Here is a 23,845-nt window from a genome sequence, read left to right on the forward strand (position 1 = left end):
AATTGCCGGGATAATAGGCCCCGTGAAGCACGCCAGACTGCCGCTGGTGCAAGGGTGGAAACACCGCACTGGAGGAAGGTCCGGACTGCATAGGGCGGCGTAGCAGCTAACCGCTGTCCATCGTGAGGTGAGGATTAGAGCTACAGAGACGAGCCGGTTAAGTCCGGGTGAAACGAGCAATCTCTACGCGCAGCAATACCAAGTAGGCACACGTTGACGGGGCCCCCGGAGTGTGCGGGTAGGTAGCACCGAGCCGTTTGGCGACAAACGGCCCAGATTAATGGCAGTCACGGGGCGGTAACCGCAAGGACGCCGCCCTGCACAAAATCCGGCCTATCGGCGGGCTTCACACTTTTTTTGACTGGGCGCAGCTCAGCGTCCCCGCAGATGGCGCGGCGCTTCCAGCCTTTTGGCAAGGACGGACAAGGTCAGTGTCAACACCAGGTACACGACCGATATCGCCAGGTAGGGCTCCCAGTAGCGTGAATAGGCCCCGGCCACCGTGCGGGCGGCCAGAGCCAGCTCAGCCAGACCGATGGCCGATACAAGCGACGAGTCCTTGATCAACGTCACGCCTTCGTTGACCAGCGCGGGGATCATCCGGCGAAAAGCCTGGGGCAGCACCACGTGACGCATGGCCTGGGGATGCGTCAAACCCATGCTGTAAGCGGCCTGGGTCTGCCCAACGTGGATGCTTTGAATGCCGCCGCGGAAAATCTCGGAAATGTAGGCGCCGGCATTCAGGGTCAGCGCCAGAGCACCAGAGAAAAAGGCGCCATGGTTTTGGCGAAATTCCCGGGCCATGTCGCCGCTGATCAGCAATCCGCCATCCGGATGAATCAACATAGGCAGCAGCGCAAAGTGCACCAGCAAAATTTGCACAAACAGGGGCGTGCCACGGAAGAAGGTGACGTAGGCGAGCGTGATGCCCCGCAAAGCCTTCAAACCCCAGGCGAGTGGAAGCGAGCGAGGCTGAGGCGCATCTTGCGAACTACTGACCAGCCCCAGGAGCACGCCCAGCACCATGCCGGCGCTCATGGCTACCAGCGTGATCTTGATGGTGGTCCACAAGCCGCTGATGAACAGCGGCATATAGCCCGACAGAATCTCCCAGCGCAAATCCACTGTCAGGCCCGAGGGGTGTGATTACTTGGAGGCTGCAGCAGCAGGGGCCGCTGCTGTGGCGCCAAAGTAGCTTGCAAAAATCTTGTCGTAGGTGCCGTCGGCCTTGATGTCGGCCAGACCCTTGTTAATTTTGGCGAGCAGATCAGCGTTGCCTTTTTTGACAGCAATACCGTATTGTTCGGCCGCAAAGCTGGTGTCGCTAACGGTCTTAAACTTGGAGCCTGTGTTGTTGGCGACGTAGTGAATCACAACGCCGTTGTCGGCCACCACGGCGTCCACGCCGCCGGCTTCCAGTTCCTTTAGGGCGAGGGGGGTGGATTCAAAACGCTTGACGTTGGCGCTCTCTTTGCCTTGCAGCTTGGTGACAACCTCGTCACCAGTCGTGCCGGTTTGTACGCCCACTTTGAGTTTGGCAAGATCTGCAAACTTCGCAATTTTGGAGTCGCCTTTAACGGCGATCAGCTGCTTCGCGTCAAAGTAGGGGCTTGAAAAATCAAGAGTCTGCTTGCGTTCATCGGTGATGGTGATGGACGAGACCAGCAAGTCGCGGTCACCCTGGGTCAGCGCATTAAAAATGCCTTCCCAGGGTGTGTTGACAAATTTGACCTCAATGCCCGCTTTGAGAGCCACGGCCTTCACCACATCAATATCAAAGCCAACAATCTCGCCTTTTTCATTTTGTGATTCAAAAGGAGCATATGCAGCATCGGTGCCCACCACATAAACTTTTGCCGCTGGCGCAGCGGCCGGCGCAGCGGGAGCGGGGCTGGCTGTCTGGGCTGGCTCCTGTTTGCTGCAGGCAGCCAGAACAAGGCCGCCGACCAGGGTTGCAGCGGTTTGAAGGAAACGACGCGTTGTAATTGAAGACATGGAAACCTCACGGAGGTGAATGGAAAAAAAGGGGGGTGCCGGAAAGACCACGATCCAGCATACGGTAGAAAAATTATAAGTGCCGGGCTGCTGCAAAGTGCGCGTGAATGCGGCGTACTCATAAGTGTTTGCACCAGACTCGAGCGCTTGGTTAAAGCGCATCGAGAGCCAAACGCCAAAACTCTCGTTGACTGTCAGGAGACAAGGCGGCTTTACCGTCTATAAATCTTTCGTCGCCCGCCCGCGCCAAATTGTGCATGTAGCCCATGCGGTCCATGAAATCATCCGAGCTGGGGGCGATGACAGGTTTGGCGTTCACCCGAATCAGGTCACACTCGAAAAACCCCGGCTGAGCAGTTTCGGACAGAAAATCGAGTGTCACCCATCCCGCAACATCAAATTGGTCGACCTTCTCGCGTGAGCATCGCAGCGATATCCACTGTACTGGAGGAAATGAGCCCTCATCGCCTGAGCGAAGAGTCAGGCCGCGTGCGACCCTCTTGCAAGCGTAGTCTGTTGTGCGGAGGAAGTACCACGTAGCATCCACGAGTTCTCTTATCTGAGCTCGAGTTGGCGGCTGTGCATCGCGGTGCTCAATGTCGTTCCGGATGTTGAAGAGCCGTTTGACCACAAATGGACGGGCTAAGCCAACTTGTTCGAGTCTCTCCAGAGACCCCTTAATTTGTGGAAAAAGGGTGCTGAAGCGGTAGAGATCTTCAAGGTGCTGCAACCGACTATTGATCGCACGTTTTAGATTCAGGACAGCGTCTGAGGCTGAGAGCTCGGATGAACCTGATGTAAGCAAGCTCTCGGCGTGCGCGAGAATTATGTGCGGGCGTTTCATTCGCTGTTGATCAGAAAGTTGTCCACCGTCCGAGTCGTGCGCCCAAGAAAATATTCTTTCAGACAACCAAAGGTGCATGGTGTGGTTTTCTAACTTCTCTGGGTTGTTGATCAAGCTGTACCGTCTCAGTTTCAAGTCAATATACGGGCGAAAACTACGGCTTGGTGTCTCACCAGAAAAGTTTTCCTAGAAGTTAAAAACATCCTGCGCTTGGATACGCTCCACATGTGCCAGCAGGGACCTCTTGGCCACCGGCCAGATGCGCGGGTCCACGTCGTCATAGGCAGAGGCCACCCACTCGTCGATAGAGCCCTGCGGCTGCGCCTGCATCACGCCGATGATCTTGGCCTCGCGCTTGAGGCGATGAGCCTTCAGTTGGGCGATGACAGTTTTCGCCTCGCCGAGCACATAGCCGTGCGCCGGTGCGATGAATTCAATGTGATGCTCGTCGCACGCCGCGCTCAGCAAGTCCAGCGAATCGAGGTAGGCATTCATGTTGCCGTCGGGCGGATCCACCACGGTGGTACTGCCGTTGAGGATATGGTCGCCGCTGAACAAAACTCCGTCTTCCACCAGCACCAGACACAGGTGGTTGGCAGCGTGGCCGGGGGTGTGGATCACCTTGAGGGAGTGAGTGATTTCGCCCTCCGGCCCATTCCCTGTGAGCGCAAGCAGCTCCTGATTTGATAGCGAACGGTCTGGCGTGAACTGGCTGGCCGCACGCGCGGTCGGGGCCGACGGCAGGCCCAGGATGGGCGGCGGCACGCTGCACATGGCCTGCAGCGGTTTTGCGCCCGGCGAGTGGTCCGCGTGTGAGTGGGTGCACACAATCATGCGGATATTGCCGCCTGCTGCCCGCCACAGCCGCTGCAAATGATCCATGTCGGCCGGCCCCGGGTCAATCGCGATGTAGCCCGTGTTGGGGTCGCCGACCAGGTAGCTGTTGGTGCCGGGGCCGGTCATCACGCCGGGGTTGGGCGCGGTCAGGCGCATCAGGTTTTTCAGCAGGGCTACCGGTTGCGCGCTCTGCCAGTCCAGTGCATGCACCATCTGCCCGTCGGGGCTGGTCAGCGCTAGCTCGCCATAGGGGGCTTCATGCTCCATGTAGCGGGCCTCGGCGCCAGCCAACAAACCGGCGCGCGGGCAGGACGTCCAGAGCGGTTGCTCCGAAGCGGCACAGGCCTGTAACACGGCTTCGGCGGTTTTGAACTGTTGCAATCGCTGCAGCGTGCGTATCGTCGGGAAGATCATGAAAAAGCCGCCTGCTTCATGCCGAGCCAGCGCATCGGCAGGCCGCACCCAGCAGGGTTCAAACTGTTCACTTTCATCAGCCACCGGCTCCTGGCCCTCGGGCATGCGCGCGACAAGAAAAGGCACATCAAAACGCCGCGGCAGATCGCGGTCGGTGACCCAGTGCGCCAGCACAAAAACCTGGTCGCCAGCCAGCGTCAGGCCGCGTTCGCGGCATTGCGCGGCAAACGGCGAGGTCTGATCCGGCGCCGCAAGCGTCGCCTTGCGGTCCAGCGCGGCGATGTCGGCCGTGGTGGCATGGCTGCCATCGGCATGGCGCGCCAGCAACACACCCAGTTCTTCAAAACTCTCACGGATGGCGGCGATAGCCTGAGTCAGGTGCAGGTCGGTTTGCGTCGCACGGCGGGTGGAGTGCGCATGCGCGGCCGCATCGGCGGCATCAATGCCACCGCCGGGGAAGACATAGGCGCCCGGCGCAAAGCTTGCCGTCGTGGAGCGCCGCGTCATCAGGATTTCGATGCCCTGCGCGCTGTCACGCATCAGCAGCACGGTGGCAGCAGGGCGGGTGGGCGCGGGTTCGCGCTGCGGGTAGAGGAGTTGGGTGGGTCTGACCATGGGGCGATTTTGCGCGAAACAGGCGTTGGCCGCTGGCTGCACTTCGCTGGATGTATCAGAGGTAGACTGCGGCGGATGGACCATCTTGTGTCAATTGGGAGCATCAATGAGCCAGGATCCACAAAGGTTTAGCTTTAAGGCAAAGTTGCTTCGCCCGGTCAAGTCCGGCGAGGAGGACTCGTGGGCGTTTCTGCTTTTGCCAAAACCAGTGAGCGAAAAACTCCCAAGGCGGGGTAGAACGAGCGTGGACGGCACGATCAACGCCCACCCGTTTCGCGCCACGCTGGAGCCGGACGGCCAACTGAGTCACTGGTTGAAGGTAAGCAAGGAAGTCTGTGAGGCGTCTGGCGTAAAGGCAGGAGACACCGTCACACTGGAGCTTGCGTCCGTGCCGAAAGAACCAGAACCGAAGCTGCCGCCTGACTTGCGTGATGCCCTTGACGCATCCCCGGAAGCCAAGGCGGTGTGGAATGCCACGACAACCATTGCTCGTGTTGACTGGATACATTGGATCGAGTCCGCCAAACAATCAAAGACCCGCAAGAGCCGCGTAGAAAATGCGTGCGACATGCTCGCTTCTGGAAAGGAGCGAGTTTGCTGCTTCGATCAATCCGGGTTCTACAGCAAAAGTCTCAGTGCGCCAAAGGCAGCAGAGTAGGAATTCGCGGTGTTTGGGGCTGCGCCCGCAGTCGCAATCACTGCAAGCTCTGCAACAACTCCAAAGTCGGATACCCATCCGCCGCCAAGCCCGCACTGCGCTGGTACCGCCGAATGCCGGCTTGCGTGGCCGGCCCCATCATGCCGTCGGGTGTCCCGGTGTCGAAGCCGCGTGTATTGAGCGCTGTCTGCAGCGCCAGCAACTGGCTGCGTGACAGCGGTTGCAGATCACGCGGCCAGGCAGCCTGCACCGCGGGGCCACCGGCCAGTGCCTGGGACAGCAGGCTGACGGCGAGCGCGTAACTGGTCGAGTTGTTGTAGCGCAGGATGGTGCGGAAGTTGGGGCCGACCATGAAGGCTGGCCCGCGTGCGCCGGCCGGCAGCAGGATGGCGCTGTCGGGCAATGCGGGCAGCGGTGCACCGTTAACCGAGCGCACGCCCAGCGCCGCCCAGGCCGAAGCTGGCTGCCGGGTGGCCGCATCGGCTTGGGCGTGGTCGAAGCCCTGCGGCAAATACACTTCCATGCCCCAAGGCTGGCCGGCCTGCCAGCCGGATCGGGCCAAAAAGTTGGCGGTGGAGGCCATCACATCGGGCAGGCTACCCCAGATGTCGCGCCGGCCGTCGCCATCGGCATCAACGGCGTAGGCGAGAAAGTTGGAAGGCAAAAATTGCGTCTGGCCCATGGCGCCCGCCCAAGAGCCGATCATCTGCGCGCGAGGGATGTCTCCGTTCTGCAGAATTTTCAGGGCCGCAAGCAACTGGCCCCGCGCCCACGCCTCGCGCCGGCCTTCGAAGCCCAGGGTGGCGAGGGCGTCAATCGTCGGGATGTCACCGGTGTTGCCGCCGTAGTTGCTTTCCATTCCCCAGATCGCCGCCAGAATTTCTGCGGGCACGCCGTATCGTGCAGCAGCGGCATCGACCACCAGCCGCGCTTGCAGCAGCTTGTCCTGGCCACGAACCACTCGCTGCGCCGATACCGCGCTGTCGAGGTAGTCCCAGACCGCACGAACCGATTCGGGCTGGGCGCCGTCCAGTTCGGTGACGCGCGGGATGAAACGAACACCCTCGAAGGCCAGGCGAAGGGTTTCATCGCTGATGCCCGCTGCGCGTGCCGTGGTGCTGAAGTCGGAGATCCAGCGTGCAAAGCGCTGGTTTTGGTCCAGTTCGACGGAAACGGTTTGGGCCGGGCTGATCACGACGGGCGATGGTGATGGCGCAGCAGGGTCGCTGGCAGGTGCGGTGGCGCAAGCCGTGAGTGCAGCGGCGACCAGCAGTGCCGGGATACATGGCAAGCCAGCGGCTAAAGGTGAACGGAGGAGTTTGTGCATGAATTTCATTCTTGTCCTGGTGACCGCACGATGAAGCCAGACATTCAATATCAGTGTCCAACCTTGCGCGCTTGATCAGTCATGTTCTTCGGGTGACGCCCTCAGCACCACCAGAAAGCGCGCCACCGTGTTGTAGGTCGCGATCTCCCGGTCGGCTCGACCTGATCGGTTGTGTCTAACCGGGCGTGGGGAAATGAGAAGGGATGGGGAGGCCGCGCCCTCAGCGGATAATGCCCGGATGCTAGTCCGATTTACAAAAATGCAGGGTGCAGGCAACGATTTTGTCATGCTCAACGAGACCGGCTCACGCCTGAACCTCACGCCGGGGCAGTACCGTTATCTTGCAGATCGCCACTTCGGCGTGGGGGCCGACCAGATTCTGTCGGTGCGGCCGTCGCCCGAAAAGGGCGTTGATTTTGAGTATGTGATTCACAACGCCGACGGTGGCGAGGTTGAGCAATGCGGCAATGGTGCGCGCTGCTTCGTGCGGTTTGTGCGGGAGCAGGGGCTGACTGACAAAGACACGGTCCGGGTCAAGACCATGAGCGGCGTGATTGAGCCGCGTCTGCAGGCTGATGGCCGTGTCACGGTGGACATGGGCATGCCAGTGTTTGATTTGCCGCGCATACCGTTCGATCCCGCCGGTTTGACGCCTGTGATAGACGGTTCATGGCAAAAATGGCCTCTGGCCCTTGAAGGACGGGCGCCGACAGCTCCTGTTTTGGTAGCAGTCTTGTCCATGGGCAATCCGCATGCCGTGCAGCTTGTTGCTGATGTAGACGCGGCACCGGTTCTGCAGGACGGGCCGCTGATCGAAAACCATGCGTGTTTCCCGCGTCGGGTCAATGCAGGGTTCATGCAGGTTGTATCGCGCAACCAGGTCCGCCTTCGGGTGTATGAGCGCGGCGCTGGCGAAACGCTGGCATGCGGCACCGGGGCTTGCGCGGCGGTGGTGGCTGGCATACGCTTGGGCCTGCTGGACGCGCGGGTGGATGTCGTCACCCATGGCGGTACGCTGACGATCGAGTGGCAGGGCGGCGTGAATGCCTGCGATGCACCGGTGCTGATGACCGGCCCTGCAACCACCGTGTTTGAGGCCGAGATCAACGTCCCGGACCACTTGTAGACTTGTCCACATTCAATTCGACATTCCAATCACCGGAAACCACAACAACATGAATCCAAGCGAACGCTCCATCCAGAACCCGATCACCGAAGACGACATTGCCAATTTTCTGGCCAACACGCCGGACTTTTTTGAGCGCCATGCCGAGTTGCTGGCCACTGTCCAGTTGTCCAGCGGACACGGTGGGCGTGCGGTGAGCCTGCAAGAGCGGCAAGCCGGCATGCTGCGCGACAAGATCAAGTCGCTGGAGGGAAAAATGGTGGACATGATTCGCCATGGCCAGGAAAACGTGGGCATTGCCGACAAGCTGCAGCAGTGCACCCTTAACCTGTTGTTGACAGCGCATGCGCGTGATCTGCCGGACACAATCGTGAACGAGATCAAGACGCAGTTTTTGGTCCCGCAGGCGGCCATCAAGGTCTGGCACGTCAACGGCATTTTCTCTGCTGAAGACTTTTCGACTGGTATCAGCGATGACGCGAAGACCTTTGCTTCATCGCTCACATCGCCTTACTGCGGCGTTAACTCCGGCTTCGAAGCCGCCAGTTGGCTGCCCGATGCGGCTTTGGCTTTGTCTGTAGCTTTGATCCCCCTGCGTACCGGTAAAGGTGCGCAAGCCTTTGGCATGCTGGTGCTGGCTTCGCCGGACCCCGAGCGCTTTCACAGCGGCATGGGCACTGATTTTCTCGAGCGCATCGGCGAGCTGGCCGGCGCTGCCCTGTCGCGTTTGCGGCCTGCCGCTGGCGCCTGATGACGGAGCCCGGGCCGCTTCTAGAAGCAGACCCGCTGGTCGAGCGTTATCTGGAGCATGTGCGGGTCGAAAAACGCCTGGCCCAGCGCACGGTGGAGCTTTACGCACTGGATTTGCAGAAATTGCAGGCGCATTGCGCCCAGGCCGGCGTGGCCCTGACTGCTGTGCACAACACACACATGCGGCGTTGGGTGGCGCAGATGCACAGCGCAGGCCGAAGTGGCCGCGGCATTGCGCTTATTTTGTCCGGCTGGCGCGGTTTTTACACCTGGCTGGGCCGGGAGGGTCTGGTGCCTGCCAATCCGGTGCAGGATGTCCGCTCACCCAAATCGGCCAAACCCCTGCCCAAGGCCTTGAGCGTTGAAGAGGCCGTACAACTTGCGGCGTATCGCGGCGACGATTCTGCCGGTGGCGCTGCGCTGCAGGCGAGAGACCGCTGTATCACCGAACTGCTGTATGGCTGCGGATTGCGTATTGGCGAGCTGACCGGGCTTGACGTGGCCGCCAGCGCCCAGGCGAGAGGCTGGGTTGATTTGCAGTCCGGCGAGGCGCATGTACTCGGCAAGGGATCCAAGCGGCGCAGCGTGCCCGTGGGCAGCAAGGCGCTTGACGCACTGCGGGAGTGGCTTGCGGTGCGCGGCGACTTCGCAAAAGAAGACCCCGCCCTTTTTATCAATCAGCGCGGCGGTCGACTGAGCCCACAGCACATTCGCGTACGGCTCAAGCAGCGGTCCCAGCAGGCTGGTTTGGCCACACCGGTGCATCCGCACATGCTGCGGCATTCATTTGCAAGCCATGTGCTGCAGTCCAGTGGAGATTTGCGTGCCGTGCAGGAGCTGCTGGGCCACGCCAACATCACGACCACGCAGGTCTATACGCGACTTGATTTTCAGCACCTGGCAAAGGTCTACGACGCTGCCCATCCGCGCGCCACACTGAGCCCTGGCAAAGCTGCGGGGAAAAAGTAGGCGCAACAGGAACTAGGCCGTTTGCGGGGGCAGGTCGTGCAGCGCAAACACGGCGCGCTTGCTCGTCGGTGAAGCGCTGGCCAATTTCTGGGCCAGCCGGGTCAGTACGGCTTCTGCACTGTCGCCATGCCGGGGCACCAGTGCATACGCCACGCGGACCTGGGCCACACAGGCGGACGGCAAGCCTTTGTAGGGCATGAGGCATCTGGCAATGATGCGGGGACCCAGCGTCGCAGCATCTTCATCAGAAAACGGACCTTCCACCAGCATGCCAAAACGATGCTCCGACAGCCGCGCCGCACTGTCAATTTCCCGTGCGGTGGACAGCAGGCGTTCAGCCACCCGCAAGGGCAGTTCCTGAGCCGTCTTGCGGTCAAAGTCCCGCTGAATCTGCTCGGTGTTGAGCAGATCGATCATCAGTACCGCGCCCTGGTGTTTAAAACGCCCGGATCGCGCGATCATGCGCGCCATGCGTTCCACAAACACGGGCTCAATGATCAATCCGGTGGCGGGATCGACCCTGTCCAGGCCGCGGATTCGGCGCTTGTTCTCGCGCTTGTGCTGGCTGCGCAGTACCAGTACCGCAAGCATGGCGGGCATTTGCAGGGCCATGCTGGCAAGCACGCCTTGCTCGGTGGCAAAACTCAACGGCAACCATTCAAGCACTCGCCCGATGGCCAGCGAAAGGCTGAAGGCAAACGGTGTGGCGCTCAGCAACAGCCAGCCGCCAAAGCGGTCGCCACGGCGCCAGGCCCAGAGGTTGATCATCAGCATCAGCAAAGGGACCACCGCCAGGTAGGGAATGAGCAGCGGCAAACGGAGCCGGCTGTCGGTCAACATCAGCAGGACGGACACCCCCGCACCAGCCGCAAGGACCGTCCACAGTAGCGCGTTAAGCACGCGCGAGCGCTCGGCCAGGGAGACCACCGTGGCATTGAGCAGCAGGAGCGCCATCAACATCCAGGTAGCCAGCAGAGCCAGCGAGCAATCCGTCCATCGCGGGGCGTTGGGCCACAGGTGCAGGCCACCCACCCCGGTGATGGCTGCCTGGGTCAGCCCGATCAAGGCTGAACAGACACCGAAATAAAGGTAGGCGCGGTCCCGCAACCACCAGGCGCCGGCCAGGCCCCCTACACAGCCCAGTATTGCCAAACCCAGATAAAACCCGAGAAAAAGCGATACACGCTGCTCGCCGCGTAGCAGGTGGCCCGTGTCGATGAAACGGATGGGGGCGCTGAAGCCCTGAGCGTTTTCAATGCGCAGCAGATAGTGGGTAGGCTCTTCGGCATTGAAGTTCACCGTGAGCAGCGGGTGCCTGTGAGGCGTAGGCCATTGGTTGACCGGCGTGAGGTCACCGACGCGCTGCTCGAGCCAGGCGCCCGCCAGATCCATGGTGTAGAGCGAGGCCCGATCCAGAGCGGCGTACGGTATTTCAATCAGCCAGCGCTCTGAATCGGGCGCGGGCGGGACGGTGAATCTGATCCACAAGGCTTGGCCCGCTTTGAGAGGGTAAATGCCCCGGACCAATGTGGGTTGCCAGCGGATTCGGCTGTCTGTGGCCAGTTGCTGAGGCGTGAGAAGGGCCTGCTCATCAATCCAGTAATCGCCCCAATCCTGCAGCGAGACGGGCTGGGTTTTCGCGTCGAGATCGAGGATCGTGCGCGCGAGCACCGGAACGCTCGCCAGGCCCAGCGCAAGGCCCATAACTGCGCTCAGGCACAGCAACCTGATCGACAAAATCTTTGCGACCAAGGTTAAAAGATACCTGCTGAGGGAGCAAAAGGCCATCGAGCATTGTCGCAAAATTCCCCAGCCTTACTGCAGCCGTCGGCAGCCGCGACAATAGGCGCATGAAATCAATACGGCTGAGAGAAGGTAAAGAGCGTTCCCTTTTACGGCGTCATCCCTGGGTGTTTGATGGCGCCATTGCCCGGGGAAGCGCGGATTCCGGGGAGACCGTGCGTGTCGAAAGCAGCGAAGGTCAGTTTCTGGCTTGGGCGGCTTTCAGTCCCACGTCCCGCATCCGCGCCAGGGCCTGGAGTTTTGATGAGAGTCAGCGTATCGACGCGGCTTTTTTTCGCACTCGCATAGAGCAGGCGCTCACGGCCAGAACCTTCTTTGAAATAAATAGTAACGGCCGCCGTTTGATTCATGGTGAATCCGACGGGTTGCCGGGCCTGGTGGTGGACCGCTATGACGACACACTGGTCGCCCAGTTTTCAAGCTGTGGCTCGGAGCGCTGGAAAAGTACGATCGTGGAGGCGTTGTTGTCGCTGACCGGGCTGACCCGGCTCTACGAACGCTCCGACGCCAGCGTGCGATCGCTGGAAGGTTTGCCTGAAGCGACGGGCTGGCTTGCTGGCTCTGGTCAAACGGCCATCACCATCACCGAACACGACTGGAAGCTGAACCTGGACGTGGCCGAGGGCCACAAAACCGGGTTTTATCTGGACCAGCGTGACAGCCGCCGCAAATTTGCCGACTACACGCGTCGCCTGCAGTTTCAGCGTGTGCTCAATTGTTATTGCTACACAGGCGGGTTTACCGTGGCAGCGCTGGCGGGTGGCGCCGCGCATGTGACCTCCATCGATTCTTCAGGGCCTGCGATCGAAATGGCCAAAGCCAATGTGGCGCTGAACGGGTTTGATGCGCAGCGCACCACCATGCTGGACGCCGACGTCAATACATCCATGCGCCAGTTCCTCAAGGAAGGCAGGACGTTTGACGCGATCGTGCTGGATCCACCCAAGTTTGCGCCCACCGTAACCCACGCTGAGAGGGCCGCCCGTGCGTACAAGGACATCAACCGCATCGCCCTGTCGGTTCTGGCGCCGGGGGGTGTGCTGTTTACGTATTCCTGCTCAGGCGGCATCAGTGCGGAGCTGTTTCACAAAATCGTGGCGTCGGCTGGCATCGATGCTGGCGTAGATGCCTTTATCACTGAACGGCTGGGAGGCGCGCCAGACCATCCCATGACCGTGAATTTCCCGGAGGGTGAATATCTGAAGGGTCTGGTGCTCCTCAAAAAGTGAGTCTTGCATCAAATTGGCACTTTGCCCATTCAATACGGGCAAAGTTTGCTATAAAAATAGTAGTAGACCGGTAGCGGTCAGACCAGCGAGGCTTGCCGGCATCAGGCCTCCTGCTCTTGACTTGATCGCTAAACTCCCCACCTTGGCTACACCTCCACCTTCTCTTCCCATCTGATCTCTTTTTAGGCGCACCATGAGTTTGATTCCTGTGACCATCCTGACCGGTTTTCTGGGCTCCGGCAAAACCACGCTGCTCAAGCGCATCCTCACCGAGGCCCATGGGCAGAAGATTGCCGTGATTGAAAACGAGTTTGGCGAGGAAAACATCGACAACGAAATTCTGGTCAATGACACCCAGGAAAACATCATCCAGATGAACAACGGCTGCATTTGCTGCTCCATCCGGGAAGATCTGCGCGAGACCCTGCAGGTGCTGGCCACCAAAAAGCGCAAGGGCGAACTCGACTTTGACCGTGTGGTGATCGAGACGACCGGCCTTGCCGACCCAGGCCCGGTCGCGCAGACATTTTTCATGGACGAGGAAATCGCCGAGCAATACCTGCTGGACTCGATCCTCACGCTGGTCGACGCCAAACATGCCGAAGGCCAGCTCAATGATCGTCAGGAGGCGCGCCGGCAAGTAGGTTTTGCTGACCAGATATTCATCAGCAAGGCTGATCTGGTGGCCGCCGACGAGGTCAAGGCCCTGATGCACCGGCTAAGCCACATGAATCCGCGCGCGCCGCAGCGCCCCGTTCATTTTGGCGAGGTGTCCATTGCAGAAGTGTTTGATCTGCGCGGCTTCAACCTCAACGCCAAACTGGATATCGACCCCGATTTCCTCAAGGCCGACGAGCACGAGCACCACGATCATGCGCCCGGCGAGCATTGTGACCACCCCTCTCATGCACACGATCATGACCACGGGGGCGGCCATCACCACCACCATGATGACGACGTCAAAAGTTTTGTGTACCGATCGGACCGCGCCTTTGACTCCGCCAAGCTGGAGGATTTTCTGGGCGCCATCGTCAATATCTACGGCCCGCGCATGCTTCGCTACAAGGGCGTGCTGAACATGCAGGGTACCGACCGCAAGGTCATCTTCCAGGGCGTGCACCAGTTGATGGGAAGCGATCTGGGCCCCGCCTGGCGTGAGGGCGAACTAAAGAACAGCAAGATGGTTTTTATCGGCATCGATTTACCTAAAGATATTTTTCTCCAGGGACTGGAGCAATGTCTGGTTTGAGGTAGTCTGTCTCTGCGTTAGGGAGGGCGGAAGGAGTTTCTGTTTGTCTCCAATCTCCAACGTTTGAATTTAGGCAAGGCGCGGTGCCCGGGTAGCCGCTACAATCGCGCGCCGACGCCAATACCGGGACGCCCTTATCAGGCGGTTTCGGGCAAAAGTGAGGGTAAGTACTGGCCGTAAAGCTGCAGGGGTGGCCGCAGACAAACCAGACAATCAGGTAAAAGACAGGTTGCGGTCTGCGAAAGTGGGCCCAGCCCGGATTCAGCGTCAGGGACTTCCCAGGCTGCATCCCCGAGGAGACACAACGTGAAAGCTCAAGCGAAAAAGTCCAAGCCACCAGCCAAAAAAGCTGTTGTCAAACCTGCCGGAAAAGCCAAAGCTGTGGCCAAGACGGTGCCCCGGAGCGTCAAGCCCGTTGCTGTCAAAAAGCCCCTGAAAAAAGCCGTGAAACCTGCGTCTCCAGTCAAAGCAAGCAAACCTGCCGTGAAAGCCAAGACTAAAATAGTCGCCAAACCGGTTGCAGCCAAAAAAGCCCCTGCAAAAAAACCGGCGCCAGCGGCCAAAAAGCCGACTTCCGCGAAGGCCGCCCCGGCCAAGCCTCTCGCTAAACCCGCGGTCAAAGCCGCAAAACCTGTTGCAAAGGGAACTGCTTCCAAAGTTCCCGCGACAGGCAAGGCCACCGCCAAACCTGAAGAAAAAGCCATCATTAAATCGATTACCCAAGCCGCCCCTAGCCCGGCTGCTGCTCCCCGCCCCGCCCCCGTTGCTCCCGCCCCGACCACGCTTCCAACTCCCGCCCTGAAGCCCGGCCGTCGTGCCTCCCTGAGAAGCTCGTCTTACGCCCCGGCGCCATCACCCATGGTGCCAACGCACTCGCCAGATGCGGCCAAGGCCAGCTACTCCGCTATTGCCGAGCGGGTCATTGCCCCGCCACCGCATGTGGCGGCCAAAAAAGACCCCAAGCTTGCCAACAACTGGAAAACCAAAAACGCTGATGAACTGACGGACGACGAAGTGAAGGCCATGCCTGATTCCGAGTACATGAACGACAAGCAGCTGGCGTTTTTCCGTTTCAAGTTGTCGGTTCTCAAGCAGGACATTCATAACAGTGCCGGTGAGACAACCGAACACCTTCGCGAAGACACGGTTGTGGTTCCCGATCCTGCTGACCGCGCCACCATTGAAGAAGAGCATGCGCTGGAGCTTCGTACCCGGGACCGGGAACGCAAACTGCTCAAGAAAATCGAGCAATCCATTGCCCGCATTGATTCTGGTGACTATGGTTACTGCGATGAAACAGGTGAGGCAATCGGGGTGGGGCGTCTGATCGCCCGGCCCACCGCTAACCTCTCTCTTGAGGCGCAACAGCGTCGCGAGCTCAAGCAAAAGATGTTTGGGGACTGATATTTTTCAGCTCTCCACTTCCTGAATCTCTCCCATGGCCGACGAAGATACTTTACCGGGCTTGCTCTCCAAGGTGGTGAAGTTCGTCCGCAATCCGGCGACGAACTGGTCGGACCTGGACTCGAAAGATGCGGGCAAGGAAGAGGCCCTGAGCAAGCAATTGCTCAAGGAGATGATTGAGCGCAAACGGCGTAACGACTTTGTGCGAAAGCGCGAGTTCGACATGTTGCGGAAAATGCGCAAACGGGAAGCCATGACAGGGCAGGACCCGGGCGCCAGACCCTCGTTCTTTCAAAGCAGCATGCCCTCCAAGCCGGACGATCGTGCGGTAACGCTCAAGAAGATTGACGAAATCGAAGCGCAGATGTCAATGCAATGGTGGAAAACCAAGCATGGCACAAATTCCGCAATGAGTTCGGTCAATGCCTCAGGCTTTTCGCCACCAACAGGTGCGGCGCCCGGTAACCTGAGCGCCCAGGCTCCCCTCCTGGACAATGCACTCCCGGCGAGTTATGCGGCCACAGCGCCGAGTCCGCTGCAAAGTGCCGCGGCCAAGGCCGCCGCTGCTTCACCTCCCGTGCAGGCCCCGCCTTTGATGACTCCGACCAGGGCCATGGGTGCCGTCGAGCCGCAGCCCACACATCCAGCGCCCCAGCCGCCTGCACCCCCGCCTCCTACGCTGCCCCCGGCCGCTGCCAAGCCAACTGCGCCGATCTCGCGCGGGATGTCCGGCCTTTCGCTGGATGGCATGTCCTCGGGTTTCTCGGCGTCCAAATTTTCAGTTGTGGATGCGGCAGAGCTCGCACACGATCCAGAGCTGGAAGAGGCCTCGATCCGCTTTGCCAACGGCGATGATGCTGGCGCCGAGGCGGGCCTGCTCGAAACTCTGGGCCCGCAGGGCAGCCGCGCGCAGCATGCGGATACCTGGCTGGCATTGTTCGACCTGTACCGCGCCACCGGACAACAGGAAAAATTTGAGAACGTGGCCATTGAATTTGTTGGCCGTTTCAACCGGTCTGCGCCACAGTGGTTTTCCATGCCTGACATGGTCAAGCAGCTCTCAAAGCCCGCGGCACCGACCACAAACGCCGGACCAGTCGCGGACTGGATTTGCCCTTCGTCACTTGGCATCCAGACGGTTGCGGCGCTGAATGCTGCGCTCGCGCGGTCGCCCATGCCCTGGCGGCTTGACTGGCATAACCTCAAAACCATTGATGTCAACGCGGTCGAACCGCTGTGCAAGGTGTTCAGCGGCTGGGCAACCCAACCGGTTCAACTGCGCTTCATTGATGACGCACAGTTGCAGCGCGTGCTGCAGGACGCGACACCCTCCGGCGACCGGGATACCCCCCAGGGATGGTGGCAACTGCGTCTGGAAGCCCTTCGCGTTACCCATCAGCCTGATGAGTTTGAGTTGACAGCGCTTGACTTTTGCGTAACGTACGAAGTCTCTCCGCCTGCCTGGGACAGCGCGCGCTGCGAATACAAGCAATTGGATGCCAAAGGGGCTGCTGTCGCGGGGCAAGCCATCATTGGTGATGTTTATCGCGATTCGGCTCCCTCCAGTGTCAGCGCCATGGACGGCGACACTGAAATGGGCGGCAACTCCCAAATGCCCAACATGTTTGCGGTGGAGCTCTCCGGCCAAATTCAGGGTGACGCCATCGAGATGCTGGATCAGCTTGAGGCCAAACTCCTTGGTGCTGACATCATGGTGATTTCCTGCCTGAAACTGATTCGTGTTGATTTTTCTGCGGCAGGCACTCTGCTCAACTGGGTGTCCGCCCGAGAAGCTGAAAACCGCGCTGTGCAATTTACCGATGTCAATCGGCTGGTAGGTGCGTTTTTCAACGTTATCGGCATCACCGAGCATGCCCGCGTCCTTCCGAGGATTGAGTAGCCTCACATCGTCTTAGGTCGCGGATTTCGTTCGCGCGCCCGGCCCCCGGTCATCACCTTGGCCAGACTTGTGTGCAAACAGCACACTGACGTTCTCCCCTCTGCTCGCCATCGTTATTTTTCAGCCGACGGCTGTTGATCAATGTCCGCAGCTGTCGTTGACACCTTAACCATCAATCCCTTGAGACAACACTTTCATTGAGCGCGCTAAGTGCTTAATTTAGAACGGCTTTTGTCTGTACTCACTTCGCAAAATCAAGCTAAGTGCTTGATTTCATTGAAATAATTTGTACCAAACCACTTGCATGCGAAAACTTTCCTGCTAAAGTGGGAAGAAGTGCAATTTAGTGGTGAAAAGTGCTTTTCAAAGGTTTGCAACGGTGTTTCAAGGTGCTTCTTCTGTCGTTCTCGATACCAAGGGTAGGCTCTCCGTGCCAACCCGGCATCGTGACGTCCTGAGCGCCACCGCCGCGAGCCAGCTCACCATCACCAAGCACCCGCACGGATGTTTGATGATTTTCCCCCGCAACGAGTGGGAAAAATTCCGTGAACGCATCGCCTCATTGCCGATGCAAGCCCAGTGGTGGAAGCGGATTTTTCTTGGCAATGCCATGGACGTCGACATGGATGCCACGGGCCGGGTTCTGGTCTCGCCAGAGCTGCGTGCTGCAGCGGGCATCAGCAAGGAAACGGTGCTTCTTGGCATGGGAAGCTACTTCGAGCTGTGGGACGCAGCGACCTACGCCGCCCACGAGGCCGAGCAGATGAAGGGTGAGATGCCGGATGTCTTCCGGGACTTTTCATTCTGAAAGATGGCGGTGCAAGATACATGGACACATCGCACCGTCTTGTTGAACGAAGCAGTTGCAGCGCTTCACATCCAACCCGACGGACACTACATCGACACCACCTACGGTCGTGGTGGACATTCGCGCCTCATTCTTTCGGCGTTGTCACCCCGGGGCCGTCTCACCGTGTTCGACAAAGACCCCGAGGCCATTGCTGCTGCACAAGCGCTGGCCGATCCCCGCATGGCGATCCGGCACGAAGGATTTCGCCACTTGGGCGCGCTTCCCGACGGCAGCGCAGCCGGCGTCCTGATGGACTTGGGCATCAGCTCGCCGCAAATCGACAACCCTGCGCGCGGTTTTTCATTTCGGTCCGACGGACCGCTCGACATGCGTATGGACACTACGCGCGGTCAAAGCGTGGCCGACTGGCTGGCGGAAGCAGATACAGACACCATAACGGAGGTCATTCGTGAATATGGCGAAGAACGGTTTGCTGGGCAGATTGCAAAGGCGATTGATCGTCGCCGACAGGAGCGGGGCCCTCTTGGAACCACCGCTGAGCTGGCCGAAGTCGTGGCTGGCGCGGTCAAAACCCGCGAGCCGGGCAAGGACCCTGCAACGCGTACATTTCAGGCTTTTCGGATTTTCATCAACGCCGAGCTTGAAGAGTTGCAACAGGCGCTAGAGGCCTCACTCAAAGTGCTGCAACCTGGAGGACGTTTGGTCGTGATCAGTTTCCATTCGCTGGAAGACCGCATCGTCAAACAATTCATTGCCGAACATTCGCGCGAGGTGTTTGATCGCCGCGCGCCGTTTGCAGCCCCCAAGGCGATGCGACTCCAGGCGCTGGGTCGGGTTAAGCCCGGCGAGGAAGAGGTCGCTGGCAACCCGCGCTCGCGCAGCGCTGTGATGCGTGTTGCCGAGCGCACTGATGTGCCCGTGCAGGCACCGACGCAGCGTTATCCGGGAGCTTTGGCATGACTCGCCTTAACCTCGTGCTGCTTCTTGCCGTCCTGTTCAGTGCGCTCTACCTGGTTCGCACGCAGTATGAGTCCCGCCGTCTGTATGTCGAGCTTGAAAAAACCACCGCACTCAGCCGCCAGCTGGAGTCCGACAGCGACCGTTTGCAGGTTGAAAAACGCGCCCAGGCAACGCCGCTGCGTGTGGAGCAGATTTCCAAGGAGCGTCTGAAGATGCGTACAGCGACGCCGGCCATCACAGAGTACGTTACCTATAAACCTGCCGCCGCAGCCGGGGTGGCACGTGAGTAGAAGCGTCCTTTACACCTCGAGTCCCCTGCTGGCCAGCAAAACACCAGTGTGGCGGAGCAGGCTGATTGTGGCGGCCATCGCCCTTGCATTTGCGGGCCTGGCAGTGCGCGCCGCGCATGTCCAGGTGTTTGCCAACGATTTTTTCCAGCGGCAGGGCGAAGTGCGTTTTGCCCGGACTCTGGAGCTGCCCGCCAATCGTGGGCGTATTCTGGATCGCAACGGATTGATCCTCGCGTCCAGCGTGGTAGCGCCCAGTATCTGGGCCATTCCTGAAGACATCGATGGCAGCAAAGCGCAACTCGCGGAGCTCGCCAAATTGTTGCAAATGCCGGCGGCCGAGCTGACCAAAAAACTGGCTGATGAAGACAAAAATTTTGTCTGGATCAAGCGCCAGGTCGATGAGTCTGTGGCTCAGAAAATCCAGGCTTTGGGCATCAAGGGCATTTACCAGCGTAAAGAGTACAAGAGGCAGTACCCCGAAGGTGAGGCAGCCGCCCATGTGGTGGGTTTTACCAGTGTGGAAGACAGCGGCCAGGAGGGCATGGAGCTGGCATTCAACAAGGACCTTGCTGGCAAAGCCGGTTCACGCCGTGTGATCAAGGACAGGCTGGGCCGCGTGGTCGAAGACGTGCGTGAGCAGGTGCCGCCAATCGACGGCAAAGACTTGCAACTGTCCATTGACAGCAAGATCCAGTTCTTCGCTTATCAAAAACTGCGCGATGCGGTGCTCACTCATAAAGCCAAGGCGGGCAGCGTCGTGGTTCTCGACAGTGTCTCGGGTGAGGTACTCGCACTGGCAAACTACCCCAGCTTTTCTCCCGAAAAACGCCAGGGCTTGAGCGGCGCTCAACTGCGCAACCGGGCGTTGACCGACACTTTTGAACCCGGGTCGACGATGAAACCTTTCATCGCTGCGCTCGCGCTGCAAAAAGGCATGGTCAAGCCGGAGACAAATATCCAGACAGCACCCGGTCGGCTGACGATAGGCGGCTCAACCATCACCGACGCGCACCCACAGGGCATGCTGACTGTGAACCAGGTCATCCAGAAATCGAGCAATGTTGGCACGGTCAAGCTGGCCATGCAAATGCAACCACGCGAAATGTGGGAGATGTATACCCAGGTTGGGTTTGGCCAGAAGCCGCAGGTTCCGTTTCCGGGGGCTGTCAGTGGCCGTCTGCGTGCCTACAAGACCTGGCGACCCATCGAGCAGGCCACCATGAGTTATGGCTACGGTTTGTCTACCTCATTGTTTCAACTGGCTCATGCCTACAGTGTCTTTGCGCGCGACGGCGATCTGGTGCCGGTGAGCATGATCAAAAACGCCGAGCCAGCGGTTGGTGTTCGGGTTGTCAGTGAGAAAAACGCCATCGCGGTGCGCAACATGCTGCACATGGCCTCAGGGCCGGGAGGCACTGCACCGAAGGCCCAGACCATGGGTTACTCGGTCGGCGGAAAAACCGGAACCGCGCACAAGCAGGAAGGCAAAGGCTACGCCGATAAAAAATACCGCGGCTTCTTCGTTGGCATTGCCCCGACCGAAAAGCCGCGCATCGTGGTTGCCGTGATGATTGACGAGCCCAGCAATGGTAAATATTTTGGTGGCGACGTGGCGGCTCCGGTGTTCAGCGAAACGGTACAACAGACCTTGCGAATGATGGGCTTGCCGCCGGATATGGCCGTCAAGCCGCAGATTGTTACCACGCGGGTTGAGGAATCCTTTTGATGGACCGCCTCCACACACCCGAGCAAGCTGCGGCCTGGTTGCGTCAACGCGTTAACGGAAAGTTGTCGACAGACAGTCGGCAAACCAAAACCGGCGATGGCTTTATTGCCTGGCCGGGTGCTGCTACTGACGGACGCAGGTATGTGGGCGACGTCCTCGCCACAGGCGCGGGAGCCTGCCTTGTGGAGCAGGAGGGCGTCGAGGCCTATGGCTTCACCGACGGTCGTGTAGCGACCTACGCCGGCCTCAAAGGGGCAACCGCGCTTATCGCTGACGCTTACTTCGAGCAACCCAGCAAAAAACTGGACGTGCTCGCGGTGACCGGCACCAACGGCAAGACGTCAACAGCATGGTGGCTGGCGCAGGCGCTGGAAAAACTGGGACGACGCTGCGGTGTAGTCGGCACCCTCGGTGTCGGCCAGCCGGGGGCTATGGTCTTCAATGGCATGACCACACCTGATCCGGTCTTGCTTCAGCAACAGCTCAGGCGCTGGGTTGACGACGGCTATGCCGCTTGCGCGCTGGAGGCGTCCTCGATCGGTATCGCTGAGCATCGCCTTGACGCAACCCAAATACGCGTCGCGATATTTACCAATTTCACACAGGATCATCTCGACTACCACCAGAACATGCAGGCCTACTGGGATGCAAAGGCCAGCCTGTTCGCATGGCCCGGGCTCAGGGCAGCGGTGCTCAATATCGACGATGAGAAGGGGGCTGAGCTTGCAACCGCTCTGCGCGATTCAAAGCTGGACCTTTGGACGGTGTCCTGCGCCGGACCGGCGCGTTTGCAGGCTCAGGCCATTGTTCATGGGCGAGGTGCCCTGAGTTTTGATGTGGTGGAGGGCAATGCCCGCGAACGCATTTCCACCGGACTTGTGGGCCAGTACAACGTGTCCAATTTGCTGGGGGTGATTGCAGCGCTTCGCGCGTCAGGCTTCTCTCTGAAGGCTGGGGTTGACGCCTGTATGCAACTGCAACCTGTGCCAGGCCGCATGGAAACCATTGCTCTGCCGGGCCGGCCCCTGGTGGTCGTTGACTATGCGCATACCCCCGACGCGCTCGACAAGGTGCTGGACGCGCTGAAGCCCGTCGCATCTGACCGGGGCGGAAAACTCTGGTGTGTGTTTGGCTGCGGCGGAGACCGTGACTCTCGCAAGCGCCCGTTGATGGCCGCCGCCGCTGAAAAACACGCGGACCGGCTTGTGGTGACCAGCGATAACCCGCGTAGCGAATCGCCCCTGAGCATCATTGACCAGATATTGGCAGGCTTCAACGACATGGCCGGTGTGCATGTCGAGGTAGACCGCGCGCGCGCTATTGCACATGCGATTGGTCTGGCGCAGGCCGGTGACGTTGTGCTCATTGCGGGCAAGGGTCATGAAAACTATCAAGAGATTGCAGGTGTCAAAGCTCCTTTCTCCGACAAAGTCCAGGCAGAGGCAGCGCTGAAGCTGGCGTCCGCGCAAGCTGCTGCTGCGGGGGCCTCAGCATGATGACCTTGACCCAAGCCCTGCAGTACTTGCCGTCAGCGGAGCTTGTCGGTGATGGCGCCTTGCAGTTTCAGCGCGTTCACACAGATACGCGCAGCCTGAAGCCGGGTGATCTTTTTGTGGCGCTGAAGGGCGAGCGCTTTGATGCGCATGATTTTCTCGCTCAGGCCAAGGTGCAGGGCGCTGTAGCCGCTCTAGCGCAACAGGGGCTTACAGACGACTTGCCCGGGTTACTGGTGGACGATTCCAAACTGGCGCTCGGTCAGTTGGCAGCCGGCTGGCGCTCGAGGTTCAGTTTGCCTTTGATTGCGGTTACCGGCAGCAATGGCAAAACCACAGTGACGCAGATGATTGCCTCGATCTTGCGCGCGTGGAAGCACGACGGCGCTTTTGCCACCGAGGGTAACTTCAACAACGACATCGGCGTGCCCCTGACCTTGCTGCGTTTGCGCGACAGCCACCAGATCGGTGTCGTTGAACTGGGCATGAACCACCCCGGCGAAATCGCCTATCTGGCGGGGATGACCCAAGCCAATGTGGCGCTTGTCAACAACGCGCAGCGTGAGCACCTGGAGTTCATGGCCACCGTCGAAGCGGTGGCTCACGAAAACGGTGTCGTCATTTCTGCATTGCCCGCCTCGGGTGTGGCGGTGTTCCCGGCCGATGACGCTTACACGTCGATCTGGAAAACACTGGCCGAATCTCGTGCAACGCTGACTTTTGCCGAATCTGGCTCAGCCGACGTAACCGGCGATGCCCGATGGACCGGCGGTGGGTGGCAGGTGAAGGCCACCACTCCGCACGGAACTTTCGATTTTTCGCTGCAGGTGGCTGGCCGTCATAACGTCAAAAATGCGCTGGCGGCAACTGCGTGTGCGTCGGCTGCAGGTGTTCCCCTGGCGGCAATTTCTGCGGGGCTTTGTGCTTTTATGCCGGTCAAAGGCCGCTCACGCGCCGTGCAACTGGATATTGCTGGTCGGTTGATCACCATGATTGATGACAGCTACAACGCGAATCCTGATTCGGTCCGCGCGGCCATTGATGTGCTGGCTGAGCTGCCAGGACCGCGCCTGCTGGTCCTTGGTGACATGGGTGAGGTCGGTGACCGGGGTCCTGCCTTCCATGCGGAGGTCGGACTCTATGCGCGTGAGCGTGGCATTGAGCAGGTCTTTACTCTGGGACAGCAGTCGGCCGATACGTCTCGCCTTTTTGGCGCCGGGCATCATTTTGGTGATGACATTGAAGTCCTGCAGGCCGCAGTCGTCAGCGCACTACCGGACTTGCGCAGCGTGCTGGTCAAGGGCTCGCGTTTCATGAAGATGGAGCGGGTGGTTCAGGCCGTCACCCAGTGTGGACAACAACAAGAAATTGTGGAGAAGACATGAGCCCCCGCGTTCAAATGCAATCACTGACTTTTGATGCCAACTTGCAGCAGGGAGCGCCTC

Annotated in this window: 20 protein-coding genes and 1 other RNA gene; 15 read left to right on the top strand and 6 right to left on the bottom strand. The window is 59.7% G+C overall.

Features of this window, described 5'->3' with window-relative positions:
- Positions 1-24 precede the first annotated feature (24 nt).
- Positions 25-352, top strand: an RNA gene (gene rnpB, locus VE934_RS14755) — RNase P RNA component class A.
- A 20-nt stretch (positions 353-372) separates the two neighbouring features.
- On the opposite strand, the gene VE934_RS14760 is transcribed toward rnpB, so the two are convergent.
- The 4 genes from VE934_RS14760 to VE934_RS14775 form a co-directional block, all read right to left on the bottom strand.
- Positions 373-1,125: an amino acid ABC transporter permease gene (locus VE934_RS14760; RefSeq protein ID WP_324888818.1), complete on the bottom strand. Its 753-nt coding sequence runs from the start codon at positions 1,123-1,125 to the stop codon at positions 373-375.
- A 21-nt stretch (positions 1,126-1,146) separates the two neighbouring features.
- Positions 1,147-1,995, bottom strand: a complete 849-nt coding sequence (locus tag VE934_RS14765) for a basic amino acid ABC transporter substrate-binding protein (protein ID WP_324888820.1) — start codon at positions 1,993-1,995, stop codon at positions 1,147-1,149.
- Positions 1,996-2,146: 151 nt separating this feature from the next.
- Positions 2,147-2,953, bottom strand: coding sequence for a hypothetical protein (locus VE934_RS14770; RefSeq protein ID WP_324888822.1), 807 nt, complete (start codon positions 2,951-2,953; stop codon positions 2,147-2,149).
- A 72-nt stretch (positions 2,954-3,025) separates the two neighbouring features.
- Positions 3,026-4,705 (bottom strand): MBL fold metallo-hydrolase, encoded by a 1,680-nt coding sequence (locus VE934_RS14775; RefSeq protein ID WP_324888824.1) that lies wholly within the window; start codon positions 4,703-4,705, stop codon positions 3,026-3,028.
- Between the two features lie 106 nt (positions 4,706-4,811).
- On the opposite strand from VE934_RS14775, the gene VE934_RS14780 reads away from it, so the two are divergent.
- A complete protein-coding gene (locus tag VE934_RS14780; protein WP_324888826.1) occupies positions 4,812-5,363 on the top strand; it encodes a YdeI/OmpD-associated family protein in 552 nt (183 codons plus the stop codon).
- A 37-nt stretch (positions 5,364-5,400) separates the two neighbouring features.
- On the opposite strand, the gene VE934_RS14785 is transcribed toward VE934_RS14780, so the two are convergent.
- Positions 5,401-6,690, bottom strand: coding sequence for a lytic murein transglycosylase (locus VE934_RS14785; protein WP_324888828.1), 1,290 nt, complete (start codon positions 6,688-6,690; stop codon positions 5,401-5,403).
- Between the two features lie 238 nt (positions 6,691-6,928).
- Here VE934_RS14785 and dapF point away from each other — a divergent pair, with 238 nt between their 5' ends.
- The 3 genes from dapF to VE934_RS14800 are packed head-to-tail and all read left to right on the top strand — an operon-like array spanning position 6,929 to position 9,535.
- Positions 6,929-7,816, top strand: coding sequence for a diaminopimelate epimerase (dapF, locus tag VE934_RS14790; protein ID WP_324888830.1), 888 nt, complete (start codon positions 6,929-6,931; stop codon positions 7,814-7,816).
- A 49-nt stretch (positions 7,817-7,865) separates the two neighbouring features.
- Positions 7,866-8,567, top strand: coding sequence for a DUF484 family protein (locus VE934_RS14795; protein WP_324888832.1), 702 nt, complete (start codon positions 7,866-7,868; stop codon positions 8,565-8,567).
- A complete protein-coding gene (locus VE934_RS14800) occupies positions 8,567-9,535 on the top strand; it encodes a tyrosine recombinase XerC (protein WP_324888834.1) in 969 nt (322 codons plus the stop codon). Before VE934_RS14795 ends, VE934_RS14800 begins: the two co-directional genes overlap by 1 nt.
- A 12-nt stretch (positions 9,536-9,547) precedes the next feature.
- Here the strand turns inward: VE934_RS14800 and VE934_RS14805 are convergent, their stop codons facing one another.
- A complete protein-coding gene (locus VE934_RS14805; protein ID WP_324888836.1) occupies positions 9,548-11,287 on the bottom strand; it encodes a sensor domain-containing diguanylate cyclase in 1,740 nt (579 codons plus the stop codon).
- 98 nt (positions 11,288-11,385) lie between these two features.
- Here VE934_RS14805 and VE934_RS14810 point away from each other — a divergent pair, with 98 nt between their 5' ends.
- From VE934_RS14810 to VE934_RS14860, 10 genes are all read left to right on the top strand, one after another.
- Positions 11,386-12,567, top strand: a complete 1,182-nt coding sequence (locus tag VE934_RS14810) for a class I SAM-dependent rRNA methyltransferase (protein ID WP_324888838.1) — start codon at positions 11,386-11,388, stop codon at positions 12,565-12,567.
- Positions 12,568-12,760: 193 nt separating this feature from the next.
- Positions 12,761-13,816 (top strand): GTP-binding protein, encoded by a 1,056-nt coding sequence (locus VE934_RS14815; RefSeq protein WP_324888840.1) that lies wholly within the window; start codon positions 12,761-12,763, stop codon positions 13,814-13,816.
- Positions 13,817-14,122: 306 nt separating this feature from the next.
- Positions 14,123-15,220: an RNA polymerase-binding protein DksA gene (gene dksA / locus VE934_RS18185; protein WP_414693855.1), complete on the top strand. Its 1,098-nt coding sequence runs from the start codon at positions 14,123-14,125 to the stop codon at positions 15,218-15,220.
- 34 nt (positions 15,221-15,254) lie between these two features.
- Positions 15,255-17,120: an STAS domain-containing protein gene (locus VE934_RS14830; protein WP_324888842.1), complete on the top strand. Its 1,866-nt coding sequence runs from the start codon at positions 15,255-15,257 to the stop codon at positions 17,118-17,120.
- Between the two features lie 379 nt (positions 17,121-17,499).
- The gene (gene mraZ / locus VE934_RS14835) at positions 17,500-17,928 is read left to right on the top strand and encodes a division/cell wall cluster transcriptional repressor MraZ (protein ID WP_324888897.1); all 429 of its coding nucleotides are present in this window, start codon (positions 17,500-17,502) and stop codon (positions 17,926-17,928) included.
- Between the two features lie 9 nt (positions 17,929-17,937).
- Positions 17,938-18,891, top strand: a complete 954-nt coding sequence (gene rsmH / locus VE934_RS14840; RefSeq protein ID WP_414693856.1) for a 16S rRNA (cytosine(1402)-N(4))-methyltransferase RsmH — start codon at positions 17,938-17,940, stop codon at positions 18,889-18,891.
- On the top strand, positions 18,888-19,181 hold the full coding sequence (gene ftsL / locus VE934_RS14845) for a cell division protein FtsL (protein WP_324888846.1): 294 nt from the start codon (positions 18,888-18,890) through the stop codon (positions 19,179-19,181). The genes rsmH and ftsL overlap by 4 nt, the downstream gene beginning before the upstream one ends.
- Positions 19,174-20,907, top strand: coding sequence for a penicillin-binding protein 2 (locus tag VE934_RS14850; protein ID WP_324888848.1), 1,734 nt, complete (start codon positions 19,174-19,176; stop codon positions 20,905-20,907). The genes ftsL and VE934_RS14850 overlap by 8 nt, the downstream gene beginning before the upstream one ends.
- A complete protein-coding gene (locus tag VE934_RS14855; RefSeq protein ID WP_324888850.1) occupies positions 20,907-22,403 on the top strand; it encodes a UDP-N-acetylmuramoyl-L-alanyl-D-glutamate--2,6-diaminopimelate ligase in 1,497 nt (498 codons plus the stop codon). The genes VE934_RS14850 and VE934_RS14855 overlap by 1 nt, the downstream gene beginning before the upstream one ends.
- The gene (locus VE934_RS14860) at positions 22,400-23,785 is read left to right on the top strand and encodes a UDP-N-acetylmuramoyl-tripeptide--D-alanyl-D-alanine ligase (RefSeq protein WP_324888851.1); all 1,386 of its coding nucleotides are present in this window, start codon (positions 22,400-22,402) and stop codon (positions 23,783-23,785) included. Before VE934_RS14855 ends, VE934_RS14860 begins: the two co-directional genes overlap by 4 nt.
- Positions 23,786-23,845: the final 60 nt, after the last annotated feature.

It is taken from the genome of Polaromonas sp. (assembly GCF_035638815.1).
GTDB lineage: Bacteria > Pseudomonadota > Gammaproteobacteria > Burkholderiales > Burkholderiaceae_C > Polaromonas.